The organism is Streptococcus sp. HMSC078D09, assembly GCF_001813675.1.
In the GTDB taxonomy this organism is placed as follows: domain Bacteria; phylum Bacillota; class Bacilli; order Lactobacillales; family Streptococcaceae; genus Streptococcus.
The window spans coordinates 19,880-38,152 of record NZ_KV813657.1 but is presented as its reverse complement, the minus strand read 5'-3'; the positions used below and the strand labels follow the sequence as shown (position 1 = coordinate 38,152).

Here is an 18,273-nt window from a genome sequence, read left to right as displayed (position 1 = left end):
TTATTTAATCATTGAAAGGATCTTAAAAACCGAGAACGAAACTGTCCTCGGTTTTCATTAATAAATAGAAATTCTCTCTTAAAAATCTTTGTTGTCCGGATCTGGTGCACCTGCTTCAACCGGAAGATGGCGAAGGAGTTCCATATCATCTGCCGTCAATTCAAAATCAAAGCAATTTAAATTACTCGCAATCCGCTCAGGCGTAACCGATTTGGGCAATGGAAGGAAACCTTCTTGTAAACTCCAAGCCAGGGCTAGTTGGGCGACGGTCTTTCCATATTTAGTAGCCATTTCTTTTACTTGTTCATTTTGGAACAATTCTCCTTGGCCAAAAGGTCCCCAAGCCTCTAGTAAAATGCCATGCTTGCGACTCGCTGCGATGGCTTCGCTTTGGTAAACCCCAGGTGCTAGACGAATTTGGTTCACAGCCGGAATGACCCGAGCTGTTTCAAGGAGGGCTTCCAAATGATGAGGCAGAAAATTGCTAATACCAATAGCTCGAACCTTGCCAGCAGCTAGCATATCTTCCATTGCCCGCCAAACCTCAGCATTGCGTTGTTTCCAAGCATCATTTTCTCGAAGAGGTTTTGGATTTGGCCAATGAATCAAATAAAGATCTACATAGTCCAAGCCTAGTTTTTCAAGAGACTCTTCCAAAGCAGCTTGAGCGTCTTCATAAGTGTGGTGAGTATTCCAAAGTTTGGTGGTAATAAACAGGTCTTCACGCGCAAGACCACTGTCTTTAATGGCCCGACCCACACTCTCTTCATTTTGATAAATCGCAGCTGTATCGATATGGCGATAACCTGCTTTTAAAGCAGCTAAGACAGCTTGATAGGCTTCTTCTCCATCCGCTGCTTTCCAGGTTCCAAATCCCAATACAGGAATCTCCACCCCATTATTCAAACGATAATTGTTCATTTTTTCTTTCCTTTCTTCGATTTCGGTTTCTTAGGCCCTCGAAGCTTGAGCTCTGGCTTAAAAATATTCTTCTTGGTTGGCTCCATCTTCTTGCTATAAAAACTATAGAGTAAAAATGCCCCACCAACGATCACAATAAAGATATTTTTTCTTACAATCCCATAGAGCAAGAAAAAAATTCCCATCAATAAAAAACGTATATCAATTGCCTTCATAAGCTACCTCACATTTCAATTCCCATTATAGCATGAAAAGACAGCATTCACAAAATTGCACTACCATCGGTAAACAAAAACCTCTCTAGGTATGACCTAGAGAGGAAGTATTCTATCTTCGTTTCTTGAATCTAGTTAGTTGCCTGGTAACGTTTGACCCCATCGAGATAGGTCGCAACCAGATCCAAATTTTGATCAAGCACGATGAAGTCCGCATCATACCCTTCTCGAATTTGACCACAAACATCATCAATATGGACTGATTTTGCCGGATTGAGGCTGGCCATCATCACTGCTTCGTGAGGGTTAGCAATTCCCCACTCTACAACATTTTTTAATCCATCTTTCAATTTCAAGATTGAGCCAGCTAGATTACCAGTTGATTTCAAGCGAGCCGTCCCTTCAGCGACCACAACCGGGAATTCCCCAAGCATGTAGTCCCCGTCTTCTAAGCCCCCAGCTGTCATACAGTCCGTAATCAAGGCAACATTTTCTTTTCCTTTTTGTTTCATCAGGATATCACACGCTAGCGGATCCACGTGATGGCCATCACAGATCAACTCTGCTGTAGTATGAGGCAACTCATACATGGCACCAACCATACCGAGTTCACGGTGCGTCAAACCACGCATACCATTGTAGGCATGTACCCAGACACTCGCACCTGCATCAACCGCTTTTTTAGCTTCTTCAAAAGTAGCATTGGAGTGTCCCAGAGCGACAGTCACCCCTTCTCCTGTAATGGTCCGAACAAATTCTTCTACCCCTTCACGCTCAGGAGCAAGAGCAATCTTATTCAACAGACCATTGGCAGCTTTTTGCCAAGCCCGGAATTCTTCCATACTTGGATCCTTCATATAAGATGGGTTTTGAGCTCCCTTGTATTTTTCTGTAAAATAAGGGCCTTCAAAATAAATCCCGCGAATCTTAGCTCCTGTTGCTTCTTTGTATCGTGCACCGATATTTTCCGTTACTGCCAAAAGTTGTTCATAAGAGGAAGTCAAGGTCGTAGGCAAAAAGCTCGTAACCCCTGTACTCAAGAGACCTTCACTCATGGTATGGAGAGTGCCTTCGATATTATTATCCATCACATCTACCCCACCAAAACCGTGAATATGGGTATCTACGAGGCCAGGCGCAATACTGTAACCTGAATAATCCAACACATCCGCACCTTCTGGTAAGCTTTCCACATGTTTTCCAAACTTGCCATCAACAAGCTCCAAATAGCCTCCGCGGCGAACCCCATGTGGATAATAAAATTGATCTGCTTTAATATATGTAGACATAAAATCGTCCTTTCCATTGTAGGAACTGTGTTCCATTTATATTCATACATATTATAACGCTTTCACTTTCATTTGTAAATGGTCTAGACCTATTTTTGAATAGAATCCAACAAAAAAACAGAGTAAGCTTCCTACTTACTCTGTTTGACGTTCCTTAAATTTGCTCGATTTGTACTTTTTCAGCGAGATTCATGGCATGGTCTGCAACACGTGTATAGTGAGAAATGATATCAATAAAGTTCACTCCAGCTTGAGGTGTACATTCACCATGGTTCAAACGACGAATATGGGTTTTCCGAAGTCTTTTCTCCAACTTTTCAATTGCCTCGTGACGTACTACCAGTTGGTTTGCAAGACTCACATCATTGTTCTCAACAGCTTTCAAAGCATCCTCTACAAATTGATGGGTTTGGTTGTAAATATCTTCCAATTCAGCCAAGGCCGCTTCTGAAAAGACCACTTTCTTACGAATTAAATAATCGGTCAGATTGATCAAGGCTTCCGCGTGATCTCCAATCCGCTCCAAATCTCGTGAGGAATCTAGGATGTTGGTGAGAACTTCACTTTCTCTCGGACTCAAGGCTTCACTTGACAAACGAATCAGGTAGCGAGTCAAATCATCATCAATGGTATTGATGGCTTCTTCTGTCTTATGACCCTTTTCAGCTGTTTTCTCATTTTGATGAACAATATAATCATAAGAAAGATTAAAAGCTTTGTCTGCATATCCACCTAAATGAAGCAACTCTTTTTTCGCATTTCCAAGAGCAATCGAAGGCGCTTGGGTGATCAAGTTTTCATCCAAGTAGAGCGGTTCATATTTGACAACCTCATCCTCACCAGGAATCAGCTTGGTCACAAAGTATGCCAAAGCTCCAATGAATGGGAACTGGATGATGGTATTGGTTATATTAAAGGTTCCGTGAGCAAAGGCTATGGTCATTTCTGGGGATAAATGAAGAGTCGTTTCAAACCATTGAATCAAAGAGGTAAACGGAACAAGGAAGACAAGACAGATAATGGTTCCGATAACATTAAAGGCTACATGGGCACCTGCCACACGTTTGGCCGCAATATTAGCTCCCAAGGAAGCAATGATAGCTGTAATGGTCGTTCCGATATTATCACCAAAGAGAACTGGGAGGGCTCCTTTCAGGTCAATCAAATGACTAGCATAGAGATTTTGCAAGATACCAATGGTTGCAGAAGAGGCCTGAATCAAAAGTGTTAAGCCTGATCCAACAAAGACACCCAAGATAGGACTTTTACTTAACTGCACCATATAGTCACGAAAGACTTGCAAATCTTTAAGAGGTTCCATAGCCCCACTCATCAAGTTGAGGGCAAAGAAGATACCACCGACACCAAAAACGATTCGTCCAACATTATTAACCAAACGATTTTTGGTAAAGAAGAGACAAACCGCTCCGATAAAGAGCATGGGAAGAGCGTAGTCTCCTAATTTAAAACCAATGATAAAGGAGGTAATAGTCGTTCCAATATTGGCCCCCATAACAATACCAATAGCTTGACGGAGGGTTAGAAGTCCTGCACTCACCAGACCGACCGTAATCACTGTAACCCCTGAACTCGACTGAATCAAGGCAGTCATCCCAATCCCTACTAAGACTCCAAGAAAGGGATTGCTGGTATATTTATCAATATAGTAGCGAAGACGGTCCCCTGCAGCTTGTTGCAGTCCTTCTCCCATGGTTTTAATACTATAGAGAAAGAGACCTAACCCTCCCAAAAAGTTAAACAAAATTTCCTGCCAGTTAATGGACATGATCATTCCTCCAAATATGAGATCAGAAATAAAACTCCTCTCCTATTGTAAAGGATAATTTCCAATCACACAAGAGATTTCTGTAAATTTCTATTATTTTTTGAAACCGTTTTTTTCTTTTTGTTTTATTTTCCTCATTTTAAGAGCCAAAAAAGAGGTTGGAAATTTCCAACCCGAGACTGTAGACAAACTATTCTTTTTTATAAATCTAATAAATTCTATAAAAAGAAATGTTACTCGTTAGAGTGATTCAATCATCAACTGAAACTTTTCGTCGTGAGAAAAGTACCTGAAACTTAATAGTTTCAGGTACTCGGAATTATTGAGACCTTAGGCTCAATAATTAGTCATGGAACTTCAAAGAAGTTCGCTGACGTCCGTACTCACCTAAGGAAAGTTTCTAAGAAGACTTTGTCTTTCAATCTGGGCGTGGAAAATTTCCAACCTCTCTAGTCTTTGTTCAAATTGCGCAACATCTCATCGATCTTATTCCCGTATTCGATGGATTCGTCTTTCACAAAAGTAAGATCTGGAATCTTGTACAATTTCAGATTCCGACCTAATTCACGCTTGATGGTTCCTGTTGCTTTTTCAAGGCCTGTCTGAGCCTTTTGATTGTCTGAAGCCAAATCACTCATAATTGAATAATACACTTTGGCCATAGACAAATCACCTAGCATTTGAACATCCGTAATGGTAACGCCTTGAACACGCGGGTCACGGACTTTCTTTTGTAAAATCTCGTTGACTTCACGCTTGATTTCCATCCCTACTCGGTCTGTCCGAAAATGACTTGCCATAGGAACTCCTTTCTGCTCTGTGTTTAAAAACTAGGAAATCAGAGGGAAGCCTCTTTTTTCCTAGTCAACCTCTTATTTTTTAATTTCTTCCATAATGTAGGCTTCGATAGTATCATCTGTCTTGATATCATTGTAACCTTCAATCATCAATCCACCTTCACGACCATTTGTGATCTCTTTGACATCATCTTTGAAGTGTTTCAAGCTTGCAAGAGCTCCGTCATAGATCACGACACCGTCACGAATGACACGGACTTTGGAATCACGTGTAACCTTACCACTGAGGACCATAAATCCACCGATGGTACCCACTTTAGAGACCTTAAAGGTTTCACGAATAACTGCTTCCCCGATGACTTTCTCTTCGAACTCAGGATCCAACATACCCTTCATGGCATCTTCCATTTCTTCAATCACTTTGTAGATAATTGAGTGAAGACGGATTTCCACCTCGTCAGCTTCAGCTTGTTGACGTGCTTGTGGAGTAGGACGGACGTTAAATCCGATGATGAAGGCATTTGAAGCTTCTGCAAGGGTCACGTCTGATTCGTTGATCGCACCAACTGCTGAGTGAACGATGGTCACTTTCACACCTTCTACTTCAATCTTTTGAAGGGAAGCAGAAAGAGCTTCAACCGAACCTTGTACATCGGCTTTAATGATGACATTAACAGATTTCACTTCCCCAGCCTTCAAGGTATCAAAGAGATTTTCAAGGCTGACACGGTTGGTTGCTTGACGTTGTTTCATCAGAGCACGTTTGGCACGTTCTTCACCAGCTGCACGCGCAGATTTTTCATCTTCGTAAACCGCGAAGTGGTCACCCGCCATTGGGGCTTCGTTCAAACCAGTGATAGAAACCGGAGTAGATGGTCCAGCCACCTTCACACGACGGCCAAGGTCATTGGTCATGGCACGGACACGTCCAAAGGTATTTCCGACAACGATTGGGTCTTGAACATTCAAGGTCCCTTGTTGAACAAGGAGGGTTGCCACCGCACCTTTTCCTTTATCCAAACGCGCTTCGATAACCGTACCGATGGCACGAACAGTTGGATCTGCCTTGAGTTCTTGAATTTCAGCCACAAGAAGGACCGTTTCCAAGAGTTCATCGATATTCTGGTTGAACTTAGCTGAGATTTCTACAAACTCAGAATCGCCACCCCAGGCAGTTGACATAACTCCATGCTCTGCTAATTCACCGATGACACGCTCTGGATTAGCTCCTGGTTTATCGATCTTGTTGATGGCCACAATGATTGGAACATTGGCAGCTTTTGAGTGGTTGATGGCTTCGATGGTCTGTGGCATCACCCCGTCATCTGCTGCTACAACCAAGATGGTAATATCGGTAACAGATGCACCACGCGCCCGCATAGAAGTAAAGGCCGCGTGTCCAGGTGTATCCAAGAAGGTAATCTTCTTGCCATTTTCCACGATTTGATAAGCCCCGATGTGCTGAGTGATTCCTCCCGCTTCACCTGTTGCTACACGTGAATTACGAAGGGTATCCAAAAGGGTAGTCTTCCCGTGGTCAACGTGTCCCATGATGGTGACAACTGGTGGACGCTCTACCAACTCATCTGGATTCAAATAACCATCTTCAACGAAGAAGCGTTCGATATCGGCATTGTCCACTTCAACCTTTTTCTTGGCTTCAATTCCATAATCCACCATCAAGAGTTCAATCGTATCTCCATCCAGCGATTGATTTTGAGTCGCCATGACTCCCATCATAAAGAGTTTCTTGACGATTTCAGCCGGTTCACGCTTGATGCGTTTTGCGATTTCGGCAACCGTCATTCCATCCGTATACTCAAATTCACTTGGTAATTCATGGAATTTACGCTCTGTTACTGGTTTTGGAGCATCATTACGGTTGTTCTTTCCTTTTTTATTTTTCTTATTGTTATTCCAGTTACTATTTCTCTGATTTCTCACTTGATTTTGACTATTTCGATTCCTTTGTTGTTTTCTTGGACCATCTTCTTCACGATCAAAATCATCGCGTTTCTTATCTGGTCGCGCTTGTTTCTTCCGACGTGTATCGACTTGAGCTGGAGCAGCAGCAACAGCTGGTTTTGTATGGTTCTCAACAGCTGGCTCCTGTACAGGTGCTTTCACTTCTGGTGCTTCTACCCGTTTCCGGCGCTGTTGACGTTCTTGTTCTGCTTTTGCAGCTTGTTGTTTGTAGCGATCTTCACTTCCACGTGCGTATTCAGCATTTTGTTCAGCTTTCAGTGCTGCTGCACGCGCTTTGAAATCAACTTTTGGTGCCACTTGGGGTTGTGCACTACGTCTTTGATCTGGTCGGTTATTACGACGCTCAGAACCTTGATTTCGCTGTTCATTTCGCTCTTGTGGTCGTTGATTTCGGTTGTCACCATGACGCTGATTATCTTTGCGATCACGTTTTGGACGATTGTCTTGTTGTTTCCTACGTTCAGCCTGTTCTTTTGCACGCGCTTCTCGTTCCGCTTTAAAGTTACGACTCTTTGGTTTAGCAGCTGGCGTTACTGATTTTGTCTCAGTTGCTCCTTCTTTTTTGACAGGCGCTGCTTCTTTTTTCTCTGCGACAGCCGTTGTCTTGGCAGCCACTTCTGCTACTTTCTTTTCGACTGTTTCTTTTTTCGCTGCAAAGCTCTTGATCAGCTTTTCAGCAACATCAGTATCGACACTAGATGCATGACTCTTGACGTCAAAACCTAATTCTTTCGCACGAGTGACGACTTCCTTACTTTCCTTGCCCAATTCTTTGGCAATTTCGTATAATCTTTTCTTAGACAATTGCTGTCCTCCTCTTCTATTCCATAAGAGACCTCATTTTCTTTGAAAATCCAGCATCTACAACAGCGACGACCTTCCGGGCACGTCCAATTGCAGTGCTTAATTCTAGTGTTGAAAACACGGTAGATACTTGAACCTCATAATAGTGACCCTTATCTGTCACCTTTTTTGTCAGGTTACTAGCTGCATCATTTGCCAGAAAAACTAATTTTGCTTTTTCTTCCTGGATTGCTTTGATCACGAGTTCTTCTCCAGAAATGAGTTTTCCTGCTCTTTGCGCCAAGCCTAACAAATTACTTATCTTTTGCTTATTCAAGGCCTAACTCTCTTCTCTTCACCTTATGATCTACATAAGCAATCAATTCATCATAGAAAGCTTCTTCCACTTCCATATTAAAGCTACGATTAAAAACTTTCTTTTTCTTAGCAAGTGCCGCTTCTTCATTGTCTAGCTTGATGTAGGCACCTCGACCATTGGCTTTGCCAGTTGGATCGATAAAGACTTGTCCTTCTTTATTTTTGACAATCCGGAGCAAATCGCGCTTATCAATAATTTCATTTGAAACGACAGATTTTCTTAAAGGGATTTTTCTTGTTTTTACCATTTTCCCTCCCTCTCTTAATCGACTTGCTCTTCGCCACTTTCTACTTGGTCTTCAAAAGTTTCTTGAGCTGCTTCCATTTCTTCAAACTCACTAGCAGATTTGATATCGATGCGGTAACCAGTCAAATGAGCCGCTAAACGAACGTTTTGACCACGACGACCGATGGCAAGAGATAACTTGTTATCAGGGACCACAACGAGAGCATGTTTGCTATCTTCATCATCAAAAATAACTTGGTCCACTTCTGCAGGAGCGATTGCATTGTAGATAAATTCAGCTGGATCTGGAACCCACTCGATGACATCGATATTTTCTTCTGTCGGAACCATACGGTCTAATTTTTGATCGTATCGAGCTGGGTGGAACTTGCTGGTAATCTTTTTAATGTTCGATCCACCACGACCAACGATCGTTCCAATCGCGTCTACGTTTGGATTATGGCTACGAACCGCAACTTTTGTACGATCTCCAGCTTCTCGCGCGACACTCATAATCTCAACAGTACCATCATAAACTTCAGGAATTTCTTGTTCCATCAAACGTTTGATCATTTCAGGATGGCTCCGACTAACAAAGACATTGACGCCACGAGGGTTATCTTCTACCTTGTAGACAAAAACTTCGATCCGGTCATGGGATTGGAAGACTTCTCCTGGAATTTGGTCTTGTTTAGACAATTGTGCTTCAATCGAACCAAGATTGACATAGATAAAACGATTGTCAAAGCGCTCCACCGTTCCACTCATGATTTCATTTTCATGTTCTTTATAAGTGTTATAGGTGATGGTGCGCGTTTGCTTCCGCATTTTTTCCATGATGGTTTGTTTGGCAGATTGAGCTGCTACACGACCAAATTCAGCTGGTGCTTCTTCAAATTTGATCTTGTCACCCAACTCATAAGCAGAGCTAATGGCTAAGGCATCCTTCAAGCTGATTTCTAAACGGCTATCAAAGACTTCATCCACCACTTCACGAACCGTATAAACACGGAAATCTCCAGTTTTTTCATTGAATTCAATCGCTGCACTTTCTGATTGTCCATAACGACGGCGATAGGCTGAACGCAATGATTCTGTGACGGCTTCGATGATATCTTCTTTTTTGATCCCTTTGTCTTCTTCCAAAATGCGGAAGGCTTCTAGCATTTCTTTACTCATGTTTTTCTTGCCTCTTCTATAAAGGCATCCTTTCTTTCATTCTGTTACAATTTTACAGCCAACCTTGCTTTGGACACAAGGTTATAAGGAATATCCACTGTTTTCTTTCGTGTTTTATCCATATATTCAATGGTCAAAACATCCTCTTCAAAACCTACCAGGTTCCCCTCAAAGACCTTTTGCTTTTCAACAGCCTTGTACAAGCTGATATTGACGTACTTACCAACAGCTCCCTCGAGTGCTTCCTTGGTTTTCAATGGTCTCTCCAGGCCAGGACTGGTGACTTCTAAAAAGTACTGTTCTGGAAATGGGTCTGGTTTGATTTGATCCAATAGCGGACTGATGATTTCTGTCAAATCCGCTGTATCATTCAGTGTGATTCCTTCTGGTTTGTCTACGAAAATGCTTAAGACGTAGTCACCACCCATTTTGCCATATTCAACATCAACCAATTCAAATGGTTCCTTTATAGCTGGCTGAATCACTTCTGTTACTAAGTCAACAATCGTTGCGATGGTTGCCACCTCCTCATAGATAAGAGGCGAAGATATTTCCCCGCCTCTCCTTTTCTATTCATTTAATGTATTATAGCACGATTTCCCAATGATTGCAAGGAATATGCTAAAACTGTGCTTCTACACGGTAAATGACCTGGCCTTTACTTGAGAACTTCTTCTCATATTCCGTCATGACATTGCCCTCAAAGTCACTAGCATGAAGGTCTAACCAGACTCCCTTCAAAGTCATTCCATATTGCGAAAAACTCACCAAACTGTATTCAAACAAACCTCGGTTGTCTGTTTTAAAGTGAATCTCCCCATGTTCTGGAAGAATTTGCTTGAAGGTGTCTAGGAAGGTCTTGTAAGTCAAGCGACGCTTCTCATGACGTTTCTTTGGCCATGGATCTGAAAAATTCAGATAGAGCTGATCAATTTCTCCATCTTCAAAATAGTTAGTCAAGCTATCTCCGTCTACCCAAAGCAATTTAATGTTAGGAACATCAGCTTCTAAGACCTTATCTAAAGCATAACTCAAGACCGATTTTTGAATATCAATTCCGATGTAGTTGATCTCTGGATTGGCCTTGGCCATCCCAGTAATAAAGGCCCCTTTTCCGCTACCTACTTCGATATGAATAGGATGGTCATTCCCGAAAATCTCATGCCACTTTCCCTTGGCATCTTCTGGATTTAGGACCACATATTGCGGGTTCGCTTCTAATAATTCAGTCGCTCCCTTGCGATTTCTAACTCTCATATTTCCTTTCCATATTTCAACCGGAAATTGCGCAGAGCATAGATCTCGCGATTGACATTTTCTAAATCATTATTTTCATAGTATTTAGCAATTTGGCACAAGAAAGAGTATTGACCAAACCAATAGAGTTTATCAAATACTTTTTGATTGTACTTGTAGCCATAATAGCCTAACCAATCGCGCCAATTAGAATCTGGGATATAGTGACTCAAGATATGCGCCACATCCAACATCCGGTCTGTCAAACGAACAGAGTCCCAATCGACTAGATAAATCAAGCCGCTCTCTGTCTCAATCCAGTTACTATGACGGACATCCCCATGAACGATCGTCGCATAATCCTCCCGAAAGGCAGGCACTGTCTTACGTAAATTCTTTACGACTGATTGGATATAGTGGTTCTGACGTAGGGCAATTGGCAACCGATTGCTCCAAGAATTGAGCAGTTCTAATGGAGATTCCACAGGATAGCCAAGTTTTTTCAATTGGGTCATCAAAGGTCTAGAACGGTGCAATCTCGTTAAAATATTGACGACTTGTTTTTTCGACATCCCATTAGGCGTGAGAATTTCCCCATTCAACCATTCTTGGGCACTCATCACATTTCCATCTGGCAAACGTCGACTCCATAACAATTGAGGAGCAATCTGTTCTTTTGCTAGACCCGCAAGGATTGGGGTCGTATTCATTTTTACAAAAACGCGCCCACCATCTGGGTAGGTCCCCATGTAGGCCTTCCCACTCTTCCCAGGAATTGGGGTGAGGCTTAGCTCTTTTTCATTCGAGTCCATCTTTTCCTCCGTAAAAAGTTTCCAATCTATTTTACTAATTTTAACGACTTTCGTCAACCAAGCGCGCCATCTTAAATGGAAGATAGAGTAGGATTAAAGCAACTGTATAAGCCAATAAGCCTAACAACAGGACTTTATCTGAAATAAAGACCAGGCCAATTCCCCCTTCTATCACCGTTATCATCCCCATGACCAGCTGAATCGTTTTGTTCGACCCTGCCTTTTTACTGCCCTTTTTCATTGGGAAAAGGAGGGTCAACGGTTGGTAATCAAAAGCACTGTAAAGCCCCAGTAATTGAAAAATAACCAAGTAATTGAGCAAGGCTACAAGGGCAATCACTACGAGGGGTTGGGGAATAAAGATGATAGCGAGAAGGGAAAGAGCCAAGAGTCGGAGAGTCATAGAGAAAAGATCTCCATTCCGTAGGAAGGAGCGCATATATAAGTGAAACCACGTATTGCCATGTGTTTTAGGAAGAAGCCCTAAGAAACCATCCAAGTAAGCTCTTCTTTTGACACTGTTGGAAATACCTTTTACCGTTGTAAACAAGGCAAAGAAACGAAGAATCAATTGTTTCCTTGCATTCTCACGAGCAATGGCCAAGTTCCAATTCAAATTTCCATCCTGGTAGAAGCGCGCTTCCTTCCAGCTAAAAACAGCCCCTTTAGCCACCCCTAAGACAAGGATATAAGCTACAATAGCAAGTTTATCCAGCCCCGTTGCCAGAAGAAGAGGCACAAATAATAGAAGGACAAAACTTTGAATCAAAAACCAAAACACAAAAGACTTCTTGGCCTGCCCTTTGATATAACGTTTCACTTCCTCTTCCTTTACCAAAAGGAATAAAGCATCGGGCTTCTCTAAGTAGGTCGCAATAGAGCCTATCGGAACCAAGAGGAGCAAACTAATCATGAGACTCCAGCGGATCAGGCTTGTATCTTTGGGGAGATCTTGTAAGAATTGGCTGTATTGAACCGCCAAAAATCCTATGAAAATCAGCATAAAGAGGACGAAATGATCATTGAGAACATAGCGGCTATATTTGACACATTGAGTTCGAAACGTTTGTTGCCGTTTTTTCATCAACTCTTTCATGCTGTTTCCTCTTCTGTCAAGGTCATGTAGATATCATTTAGACTTGCTTTCTCATCCCCAAAAGTTGAACGCAGCTCGTCCAAGGTCCCTTTTGCTCGGATCTGACCCTTATGGAGGATTACAAAACCATCACACATCTTTTCAGCCGAATCCAGTACGTGGGTACTCATCAAAATCGATTTTCCTTTTGCTTTCTCATCGGCCAATAACTGAATCAAATCTGCAATTGCAAGAGGATCCAATCCCAAAAAGGGTTCATCGACAATATAAAGACTTGGATCCACTGCATAGGCGCAAATAATCATGACCTTTTGCTTCATCCCTTTTGAAAACTGGGTCGGGAACCAATCTAATTTTTCAGCCAAACGAAATCGTTCCAACAAAGGCTGGACGCGCACCATGACCTGATCCATGTCTAAATCATAGGCCATAGCTACTGTCTCGATATGCTCTCTCAGGGTTAATTCTTCATATAGGCTAGGGGTTTCTGGAATATAGCCGATTTTTTTACGATAGTCAGTTGGAGCTTCTGGAAGACTCAAGCCGTCAATCCGTACTTCCCCAGCATAAGGATGCAGGAGACCAATAATTTCATTAATCGTGGTTGACTTCCCAGCTCCATTTAGTCCAATCAAACCAATCAGTTGGCCATCCGGAACTGAAAAACTCACCTCTTTCAGGACAGGGATGTTGACATAGCCCCCTGTCAACTTGTTGATTTCTAACATATTTTCTCCGATTTCTGGTATAATGTTCTTATATTATAACAAAATTTAGTCTAAATGAGGTGTATTTATGGTTGACGATTGTATTTTTTGTAAGATTATAGCTGGCGACATTCCTTCCTCCAAAGTCTATGAGGACGAGGAAGTCCTCGCATTTTTGGACATCTCTCAGGTTACACCAGGTCATACGTTAGTGGTTCCAAAAAAACATGCTCGCAACCTATTAGAGATGGACGAAACCGCCACAGCTCAACTATTTGCACGTGTCTCTAAAGTTGCTAAAAAAGTAGAAGCTGCTACCCAAGCTAAGGGAATGAATATCATCAGCAACATGGAAGAGGTTTCTGGACAAACCGTTTTTCACACACATGTCCACATTATCCCTCGCTATTCCGATCAAGATGAACTGGCCATTTCATTTACTGAACACGAGCCTAATTTTGAACAACTAGCAGTTCTCGCAGAAACCATCAAAAACAGTTAAAAAGGAGGCCATATGAAACTCAAAAATCTCTTTTGGTTTGCAACAGGAGCTAGCGTTAGCTACCACCTAGTAAAAAACCGCAAAGAAATCAAAACAGAGGTGACTGAATCCAGCCAATTGGTCAAGGGAATTCAAGATAACCTAGCAAAAATCCAACGCAATCTGGATATTATCCAAGACCAAAAGACCAATCTTCAAGAATTGGTAACGGATTTCCAATACAAGACCAAACTATTTAGTCAACAAGCAACAGCCTCTCTAAAAGAAATTCAAGACATCTGGCAACCAAGTAAAAACGATTGAGAAAACTCAATCGTTTTTTTCTTATTCTGAAGGTACCGTAGGTGTCACACTGCTCGACTCTGTAGCTGCAGGAGCAACTGGTGTCACTGGTGCAACAGAACTTTGAGGTGTCACCACTCCCGTATCCTGGGTCGATGGTACAACTGGTAGTTGGTTAAACTCTTGGTAAACAGGTGCTTCCTCAGATGATGCCGCTGGCGTATCATTTTGAGAAGAAGTATTCTTCAACTCTTCATCTCCATCTAATAGGTAAGCATTGGTTTTCAATGTTTTGATTTCTTTCAGCCCCAAAGCTTTGCGGATGATATTTTGAATTTTCAAGAGATGTTTTGAAGTGACAATCTGATAACTTCCGCCATCTGCTAAGGTGGCATCTTCTCCTTTCAGCTGGTACTGATGAATCGTTGAAAGGGCGTCTTTATACCCTAGCAATTGAAGAAGACTATTACTGTCAAGCGCTATGTTGGTTTGCATATTGTCACTAACAGACTCAATGATTCCTTTGTAGTGACTCAAACTATTGAGGCTTAAAACTTTCTCAACAATCTTTTTGATCACTTCACGTTGGCGTTTTTGACGTCCGTAGTCTCCTTCTGGGTCTTGGTAGCGCATGCGTGAATAAACGAGAGCTTGGTCCCCATTAATCTCCTGACGTCCTGGTGCGATCTTAGCCGTATATTCTGGCTCATTTTCCTCGATCGAGATATCGAAGTCAAATGGATTGTTGACCGTGATGCCACCAACCTTATCCACTAATTGAACCAATCCCTTCATATTGATCATGACATAGCGGTCAATATGGATATTCAAAAGATCTTGAATGGTCTTAATGGCTAACTTGGCACCGCCTTGAGCATAAGCCGAATTCAATTTTGCTTGGACCGTTTCGCCATCTGAAGTAATATTGGTTAGGATATCTCTTTCCAAGCTCGTCATGGTTGTTTCTTTTGTTTGAGGATTGACAGTCACCAAAATCATGGTATCACTATTTCCGGCCCAAGGATCTTCCCGAGAACCACTACCTGTATCAACCCCCATCAAAAGGATGGTCATCGGCTTGTTTTCTGCAATGACATTGGTCTCATTTCCAAAGCCCTTATAAGTCTTACTGAGAGTCCCAGTCGTTTGGTTTAGGATGGTAAGGCCATAGGCCCCGATCCCAATCACTGTTACCGTCAATAAGCTCAAAAACATCAAAATAATTTTTTTAACCATATAGAATCTCTCTCTAATCTATCAGTTTGCCCATAAGGTAAACATCTAAGAATTCTCCTTCAGCTGAACAAGCTCCACGAGCTTGGCAACCTTCGATCTCAAAACCTAACTTTTTATACAGGTGAACCGCTCGTTCATTGCGCACTTGGACATTCAAGACTAGTTTGCGAAGAACACCGGTCGAGTGCGCCCACTCGATCCCTTCTTCCAACAGGATCTGTCCAAGCCCTTGATTCCAATAAGCTTTTTGAACCACAATAAAGACATCACCAATATGCCGAATGGACCGTTGAGAAGCTGCAGTGATATTTAACAAAGCTGCCAGTTCCTGATCTAGAAATAGCAAGAGGCAAATCCGGTTTTCCGCCATCTCTTGCACCATCAGAAATTGCTCCATGTCTGCTGGAGACATGCCAATTCCAGCTTCATCTAGTGTCATGTAATCTGACTCTTTCCCAACTTGATTTAAGAAATCAACGACAAGAGCCGCATCTGCACTGTCAGCTTGCCGAATTTCTACTGTCACTTCCTTTTCCTTAGTCATCCGTTTTTTCCACCTGCTCAAAGGATGTCAGTAAAGCTTCTGCACGCGCTCCATGAGCTTCAAAAGCTAACTCTCGCCCATCTTCTAATTTTCGGATAAAAATTTTTAGATAAGCATCCGAAAGACTCGGCTCAATCAGCTCTCCCCATTCAATAATGGTAGCACCATCTCCAAATAGAAAATCATCTAAATCAATAGAATCTGGATCATTCCCAATCCGGTAAACATCCAAATGGTATAAAGGCAAGTGACCTTCGTATTCACGAACAATGGTATAGGTCGGGCTTTTAATCATCTGATCAATCCCTAACCCCTTTGCAATTCCTTTGGTAAAGGTCGTTTTTCCTGCTCCTAGATCACCTGATAAAATGATCACGTCTTGCTTTTCTAAGAGTTTTCCTAGCTGTTTTCCTAGAGCGATCAGCTCCGTTTCATTGTGACTAATCATTTCTCTATTATACCAAACTTTTTAAAAATCTGCTCTTTCTTTTAGAAATTGTTCGACTCAGGTTTGCTTTTTAGATAGATAGACAAACTATTTTAAAGTAAAATAAGTTAAGTGATTCTGCAAAAAAAAAATAAATTTGAGTTCCAATTTTTAAATCGATTTAAGAAAATACTGAAACTTTCCGCTGTGAGAAAAGTGCCTGAAACAATAACGTTTCAGGCACTCGGAATTATTGAGACCTTAGGCTCAATAATTAGTCATGGAACTTCAAAGAAGTTCGCTGACGTCCGTACTCACCTAAGGAATGTTTTTGGTATAACTTTGTCTTCAATCTGAAAGGAATGGGAGACAACTCCCATTCCTTTTTGGCACTTTCCTGATGCTTAATTCAAGGCCATGCTAACGTAGTTTAAAATAAAGAGAACATCTAGGATCCAAATCATGCTGTGCACTTCTTTGGCTTGTCCTTTAACCACTTTCACCAAGCTATAGGTGATAAATCCAGCAGCGATCCCTTGTGTAATCGAGTAGCTGAAGCCCATAAAGATAGAGGTGAAGAAGGCAGGAACTGCTTCTGACATATCTTCCCAATGGATATTTTTTAAGCCACTCAACATCATGATCCCAACAACAATTAAAATTGGTGCTGTAGCAGCGGTCGGTACAATCGCTAACAAAGGACTAAAGAGACTTGAAATAGCAAAACAGATTGCCACAACCAAGGCTGTCAAACCAGTGCGTCCACCAGCTCCAATACCAGCTGCAGATTCAACATAAGTCGTTACGTTTGAAGTTCCTGCAATGGCTCCGACTGAAGTCGCTACAAGGTCTGAATAGAGGGCCTTATCTAATTTCGCTGATTGATGGTTTTCCCCATTTGTCGCAACAATCCCAACTTTTTCACCCGTACCGATTAAAGTTCCAATTGTATCAAAAATATCCGTCAAGGAGAAGGCTAAGATTGCCATTAAGGTCTCAGGCAAACGAGACGTATTGGAAATCAAAGAACCCAATCCTTTTGATCCCAAAGCTTGACCAAAGATCTTGCCTAAATCATTAAAGGCAGCTCCTAGATGATTACTTGCAAAGTCGATTTTAGTGATATCAACCACATGGATGAGAATTCCAAGCACAGTCGTTGCTAAGATAGAAAGGATAATCCCTCCCTTAATCCCTTTGACAACAAAGAAAATAGTAATCGCAAGACCAACAAGAGCCAAGAGGACAGCCGGATTGTTAAAATCAACCAATCCAGGAACAGCAGATGCATTGGCTGAGATCGTTGCATTCGCCTTATCTGCTCCTTCTCCAACCACTGTATAGGTATGAGGGTCAATCGTGAATTTCAAAAATCCCGCATTCTTAATTCCAACATAGGCCAAGAAAATCCCGATCCCAGCTGAAATAGCAGAGCGAAGAGCGGTCGGAATCGATTCGATGATCATCTTCCGAACATTTGTCAATGTGATAATCAATGAGATCACACCACAAATGAAGACCATTCCCAAAGCTTCCTGCCATGAGTAGCCCATACCAAATACAACGGTAAAGGTAAAGAAGGCATTCAAGCCCATCCCAGGTGCTTGTGCATAAGGTAAATTGGCATAAAAAGCCATCATCAAGGTTCCGACAACGGATCCAATAATCGTTGCAAGGAAGACTCCTTGAGCTGGCATACCTGTTTGTGACAACATTTGAGGGTTTACGAAGAGGATATAACTCATCGCAAAAAAGGTTGTCAAACCAGCAAGAACCTCTGTTCGAACAGTGGTTCCATGTTCTGAAAGTTTAAAAAACTTATCCATTTCAGAATAAACTCCTTTTTCATCATTCTCGCTCCCAATCAATTT

19 protein-coding genes and 2 pseudogenes are annotated in these 18,273 nt (G+C 41.9%); 2 read left to right on the top strand and 19 right to left on the bottom strand.

Translation table 11 applies throughout. From position 1 onward, the window contains the following. Positions 1–78: 78 nt before the first annotated feature. From HMPREF2926_RS02040 to HMPREF2926_RS01975, 15 genes and pseudogenes are all read right to left on the bottom strand, one after another. Positions 79–921, bottom strand: coding sequence for an aldo/keto reductase (locus tag HMPREF2926_RS02040; protein WP_021154526.1), 843 nt, complete (start codon positions 919–921; stop codon positions 79–81). Further along, complete coding sequence (locus HMPREF2926_RS02035) at positions 918–1,136, bottom strand: hypothetical protein (RefSeq protein WP_003018530.1); 219 nt, start codon at positions 1,134–1,136, stop codon at positions 918–920. Before HMPREF2926_RS02035 ends, HMPREF2926_RS02040 begins: the two co-directional genes overlap by 4 nt. Positions 1,137–1,267: 131 nt before the next feature. After that, positions 1,268–2,425, bottom strand: a complete 1,158-nt coding sequence (gene nagA, locus HMPREF2926_RS02030; RefSeq protein ID WP_042760248.1) for an N-acetylglucosamine-6-phosphate deacetylase — start codon at positions 2,423–2,425, stop codon at positions 1,268–1,270. 154 nt (positions 2,426–2,579) lie between these two features. After that, positions 2,580–4,211, bottom strand: a complete 1,632-nt coding sequence (locus HMPREF2926_RS02025; protein WP_070586282.1) for a Na/Pi cotransporter family protein — start codon at positions 4,209–4,211, stop codon at positions 2,580–2,582. A 449-nt stretch (positions 4,212–4,660) separates the two neighbouring features. After that, positions 4,661–5,011, bottom strand: a complete 351-nt coding sequence (gene rbfA, locus HMPREF2926_RS02020; RefSeq protein WP_003003976.1) for a 30S ribosome-binding factor RbfA — start codon at positions 5,009–5,011, stop codon at positions 4,661–4,663. 72 nt (positions 5,012–5,083) lie between these two features. After that, positions 5,084–7,579, bottom strand: a pseudogene (gene infB / locus HMPREF2926_RS02015) (translation initiation factor IF-2); the annotation flags it as partial. A gap of 95 nt (positions 7,580–7,674) precedes the next feature. After that, positions 7,675–7,798, bottom strand: a pseudogene (locus HMPREF2926_RS11410) (translation initiation factor IF-2 N-terminal domain-containing protein); the annotation flags it as partial. A 16-nt stretch (positions 7,799–7,814) separates the two neighbouring features. Continuing rightward, positions 7,815–8,114: a YlxQ-related RNA-binding protein gene (locus HMPREF2926_RS02010; RefSeq protein WP_003010399.1), complete on the bottom strand. Its 300-nt coding sequence runs from the start codon at positions 8,112–8,114 to the stop codon at positions 7,815–7,817. Continuing rightward, positions 8,107–8,403, bottom strand: coding sequence for an RNase P modulator RnpM (gene rnpM / locus HMPREF2926_RS02005; protein WP_003010401.1), 297 nt, complete (start codon positions 8,401–8,403; stop codon positions 8,107–8,109). Before rnpM ends, HMPREF2926_RS02010 begins: the two co-directional genes overlap by 8 nt. Before the next feature lie 14 nt (positions 8,404–8,417). Further along, positions 8,418–9,560, bottom strand: coding sequence for a transcription termination factor NusA (nusA, locus tag HMPREF2926_RS02000; protein WP_003010402.1), 1,143 nt, complete (start codon positions 9,558–9,560; stop codon positions 8,418–8,420). Positions 9,561–9,604: 44 nt separating this feature from the next. Further along, positions 9,605–10,084, bottom strand: coding sequence for a ribosome maturation factor RimP (gene rimP / locus HMPREF2926_RS01995; RefSeq protein WP_003003953.1), 480 nt, complete (start codon positions 10,082–10,084; stop codon positions 9,605–9,607). A 97-nt stretch (positions 10,085–10,181) separates the two neighbouring features. Next, complete coding sequence (trmB, locus tag HMPREF2926_RS01990; RefSeq protein ID WP_024056398.1) at positions 10,182–10,817, bottom strand: tRNA (guanosine(46)-N7)-methyltransferase TrmB; 636 nt, start codon at positions 10,815–10,817, stop codon at positions 10,182–10,184. Next, positions 10,814–11,608, bottom strand: coding sequence for a cell cycle regulator CcrZ (gene ccrZ / locus HMPREF2926_RS01985; RefSeq protein ID WP_003003852.1), 795 nt, complete (start codon positions 11,606–11,608; stop codon positions 10,814–10,816). The genes trmB and ccrZ overlap by 4 nt, the downstream gene beginning before the upstream one ends. A gap of 40 nt (positions 11,609–11,648) precedes the next feature. After that, positions 11,649–12,704, bottom strand: a complete 1,056-nt coding sequence (locus HMPREF2926_RS01980; RefSeq protein WP_070586280.1) for an ABC transporter permease — start codon at positions 12,702–12,704, stop codon at positions 11,649–11,651. Then, positions 12,701–13,432, bottom strand: a complete 732-nt coding sequence (locus tag HMPREF2926_RS01975; protein WP_070586279.1) for an ABC transporter ATP-binding protein — start codon at positions 13,430–13,432, stop codon at positions 12,701–12,703. The genes HMPREF2926_RS01980 and HMPREF2926_RS01975 overlap by 4 nt, the downstream gene beginning before the upstream one ends. A gap of 67 nt (positions 13,433–13,499) precedes the next feature. On the opposite strand from HMPREF2926_RS01975, the gene HMPREF2926_RS01970 reads away from it, so the two are divergent. Both HMPREF2926_RS01970 and HMPREF2926_RS01965 read left to right on the top strand, forming a co-directional pair. Then, on the top strand, positions 13,500–13,913 hold the full coding sequence (locus tag HMPREF2926_RS01970) for an HIT family protein (RefSeq protein ID WP_003012582.1): 414 nt from the start codon (positions 13,500–13,502) through the stop codon (positions 13,911–13,913). A gap of 12 nt (positions 13,914–13,925) precedes the next feature. Continuing rightward, positions 13,926–14,216 carry a hypothetical protein gene (locus tag HMPREF2926_RS01965; RefSeq protein WP_070586278.1) on the top strand — a complete coding sequence of 97 codons (291 nt, stop codon included), beginning with the start codon at positions 13,926–13,928 and terminating at the stop codon, positions 14,214–14,216. A gap of 21 nt (positions 14,217–14,237) precedes the next feature. Here HMPREF2926_RS01965 and HMPREF2926_RS01960 read toward each other — a convergent pair whose 3' ends face one another. From HMPREF2926_RS01960 to HMPREF2926_RS01945, 4 genes are all read right to left on the bottom strand, one after another. Then, positions 14,238–15,431, bottom strand: coding sequence for a glycopolymer--peptidoglycan transferase LytR (locus HMPREF2926_RS01960; RefSeq protein ID WP_031575211.1), 1,194 nt, complete (start codon positions 15,429–15,431; stop codon positions 14,238–14,240). 13 nt (positions 15,432–15,444) lie between these two features. Next, the gene (locus tag HMPREF2926_RS01955; RefSeq protein WP_049472478.1) at positions 15,445–15,975 is read right to left on the bottom strand and encodes a GNAT family N-acetyltransferase; all 531 of its coding nucleotides are present in this window, start codon (positions 15,973–15,975) and stop codon (positions 15,445–15,447) included. After that, the gene (gene tsaE, locus HMPREF2926_RS01950; protein WP_070586277.1) at positions 15,968–16,423 is read right to left on the bottom strand and encodes a tRNA (adenosine(37)-N6)-threonylcarbamoyltransferase complex ATPase subunit type 1 TsaE; all 456 of its coding nucleotides are present in this window, start codon (positions 16,421–16,423) and stop codon (positions 15,968–15,970) included. The genes HMPREF2926_RS01955 and tsaE overlap by 8 nt, the downstream gene beginning before the upstream one ends. Before the next feature lie 383 nt (positions 16,424–16,806). Then, the gene (locus HMPREF2926_RS01945) at positions 16,807–18,228 is read right to left on the bottom strand and encodes an NCS2 family permease (RefSeq protein ID WP_070586276.1); all 1,422 of its coding nucleotides are present in this window, start codon (positions 18,226–18,228) and stop codon (positions 16,807–16,809) included. Positions 18,229–18,273: the final 45 nt, after the last annotated feature.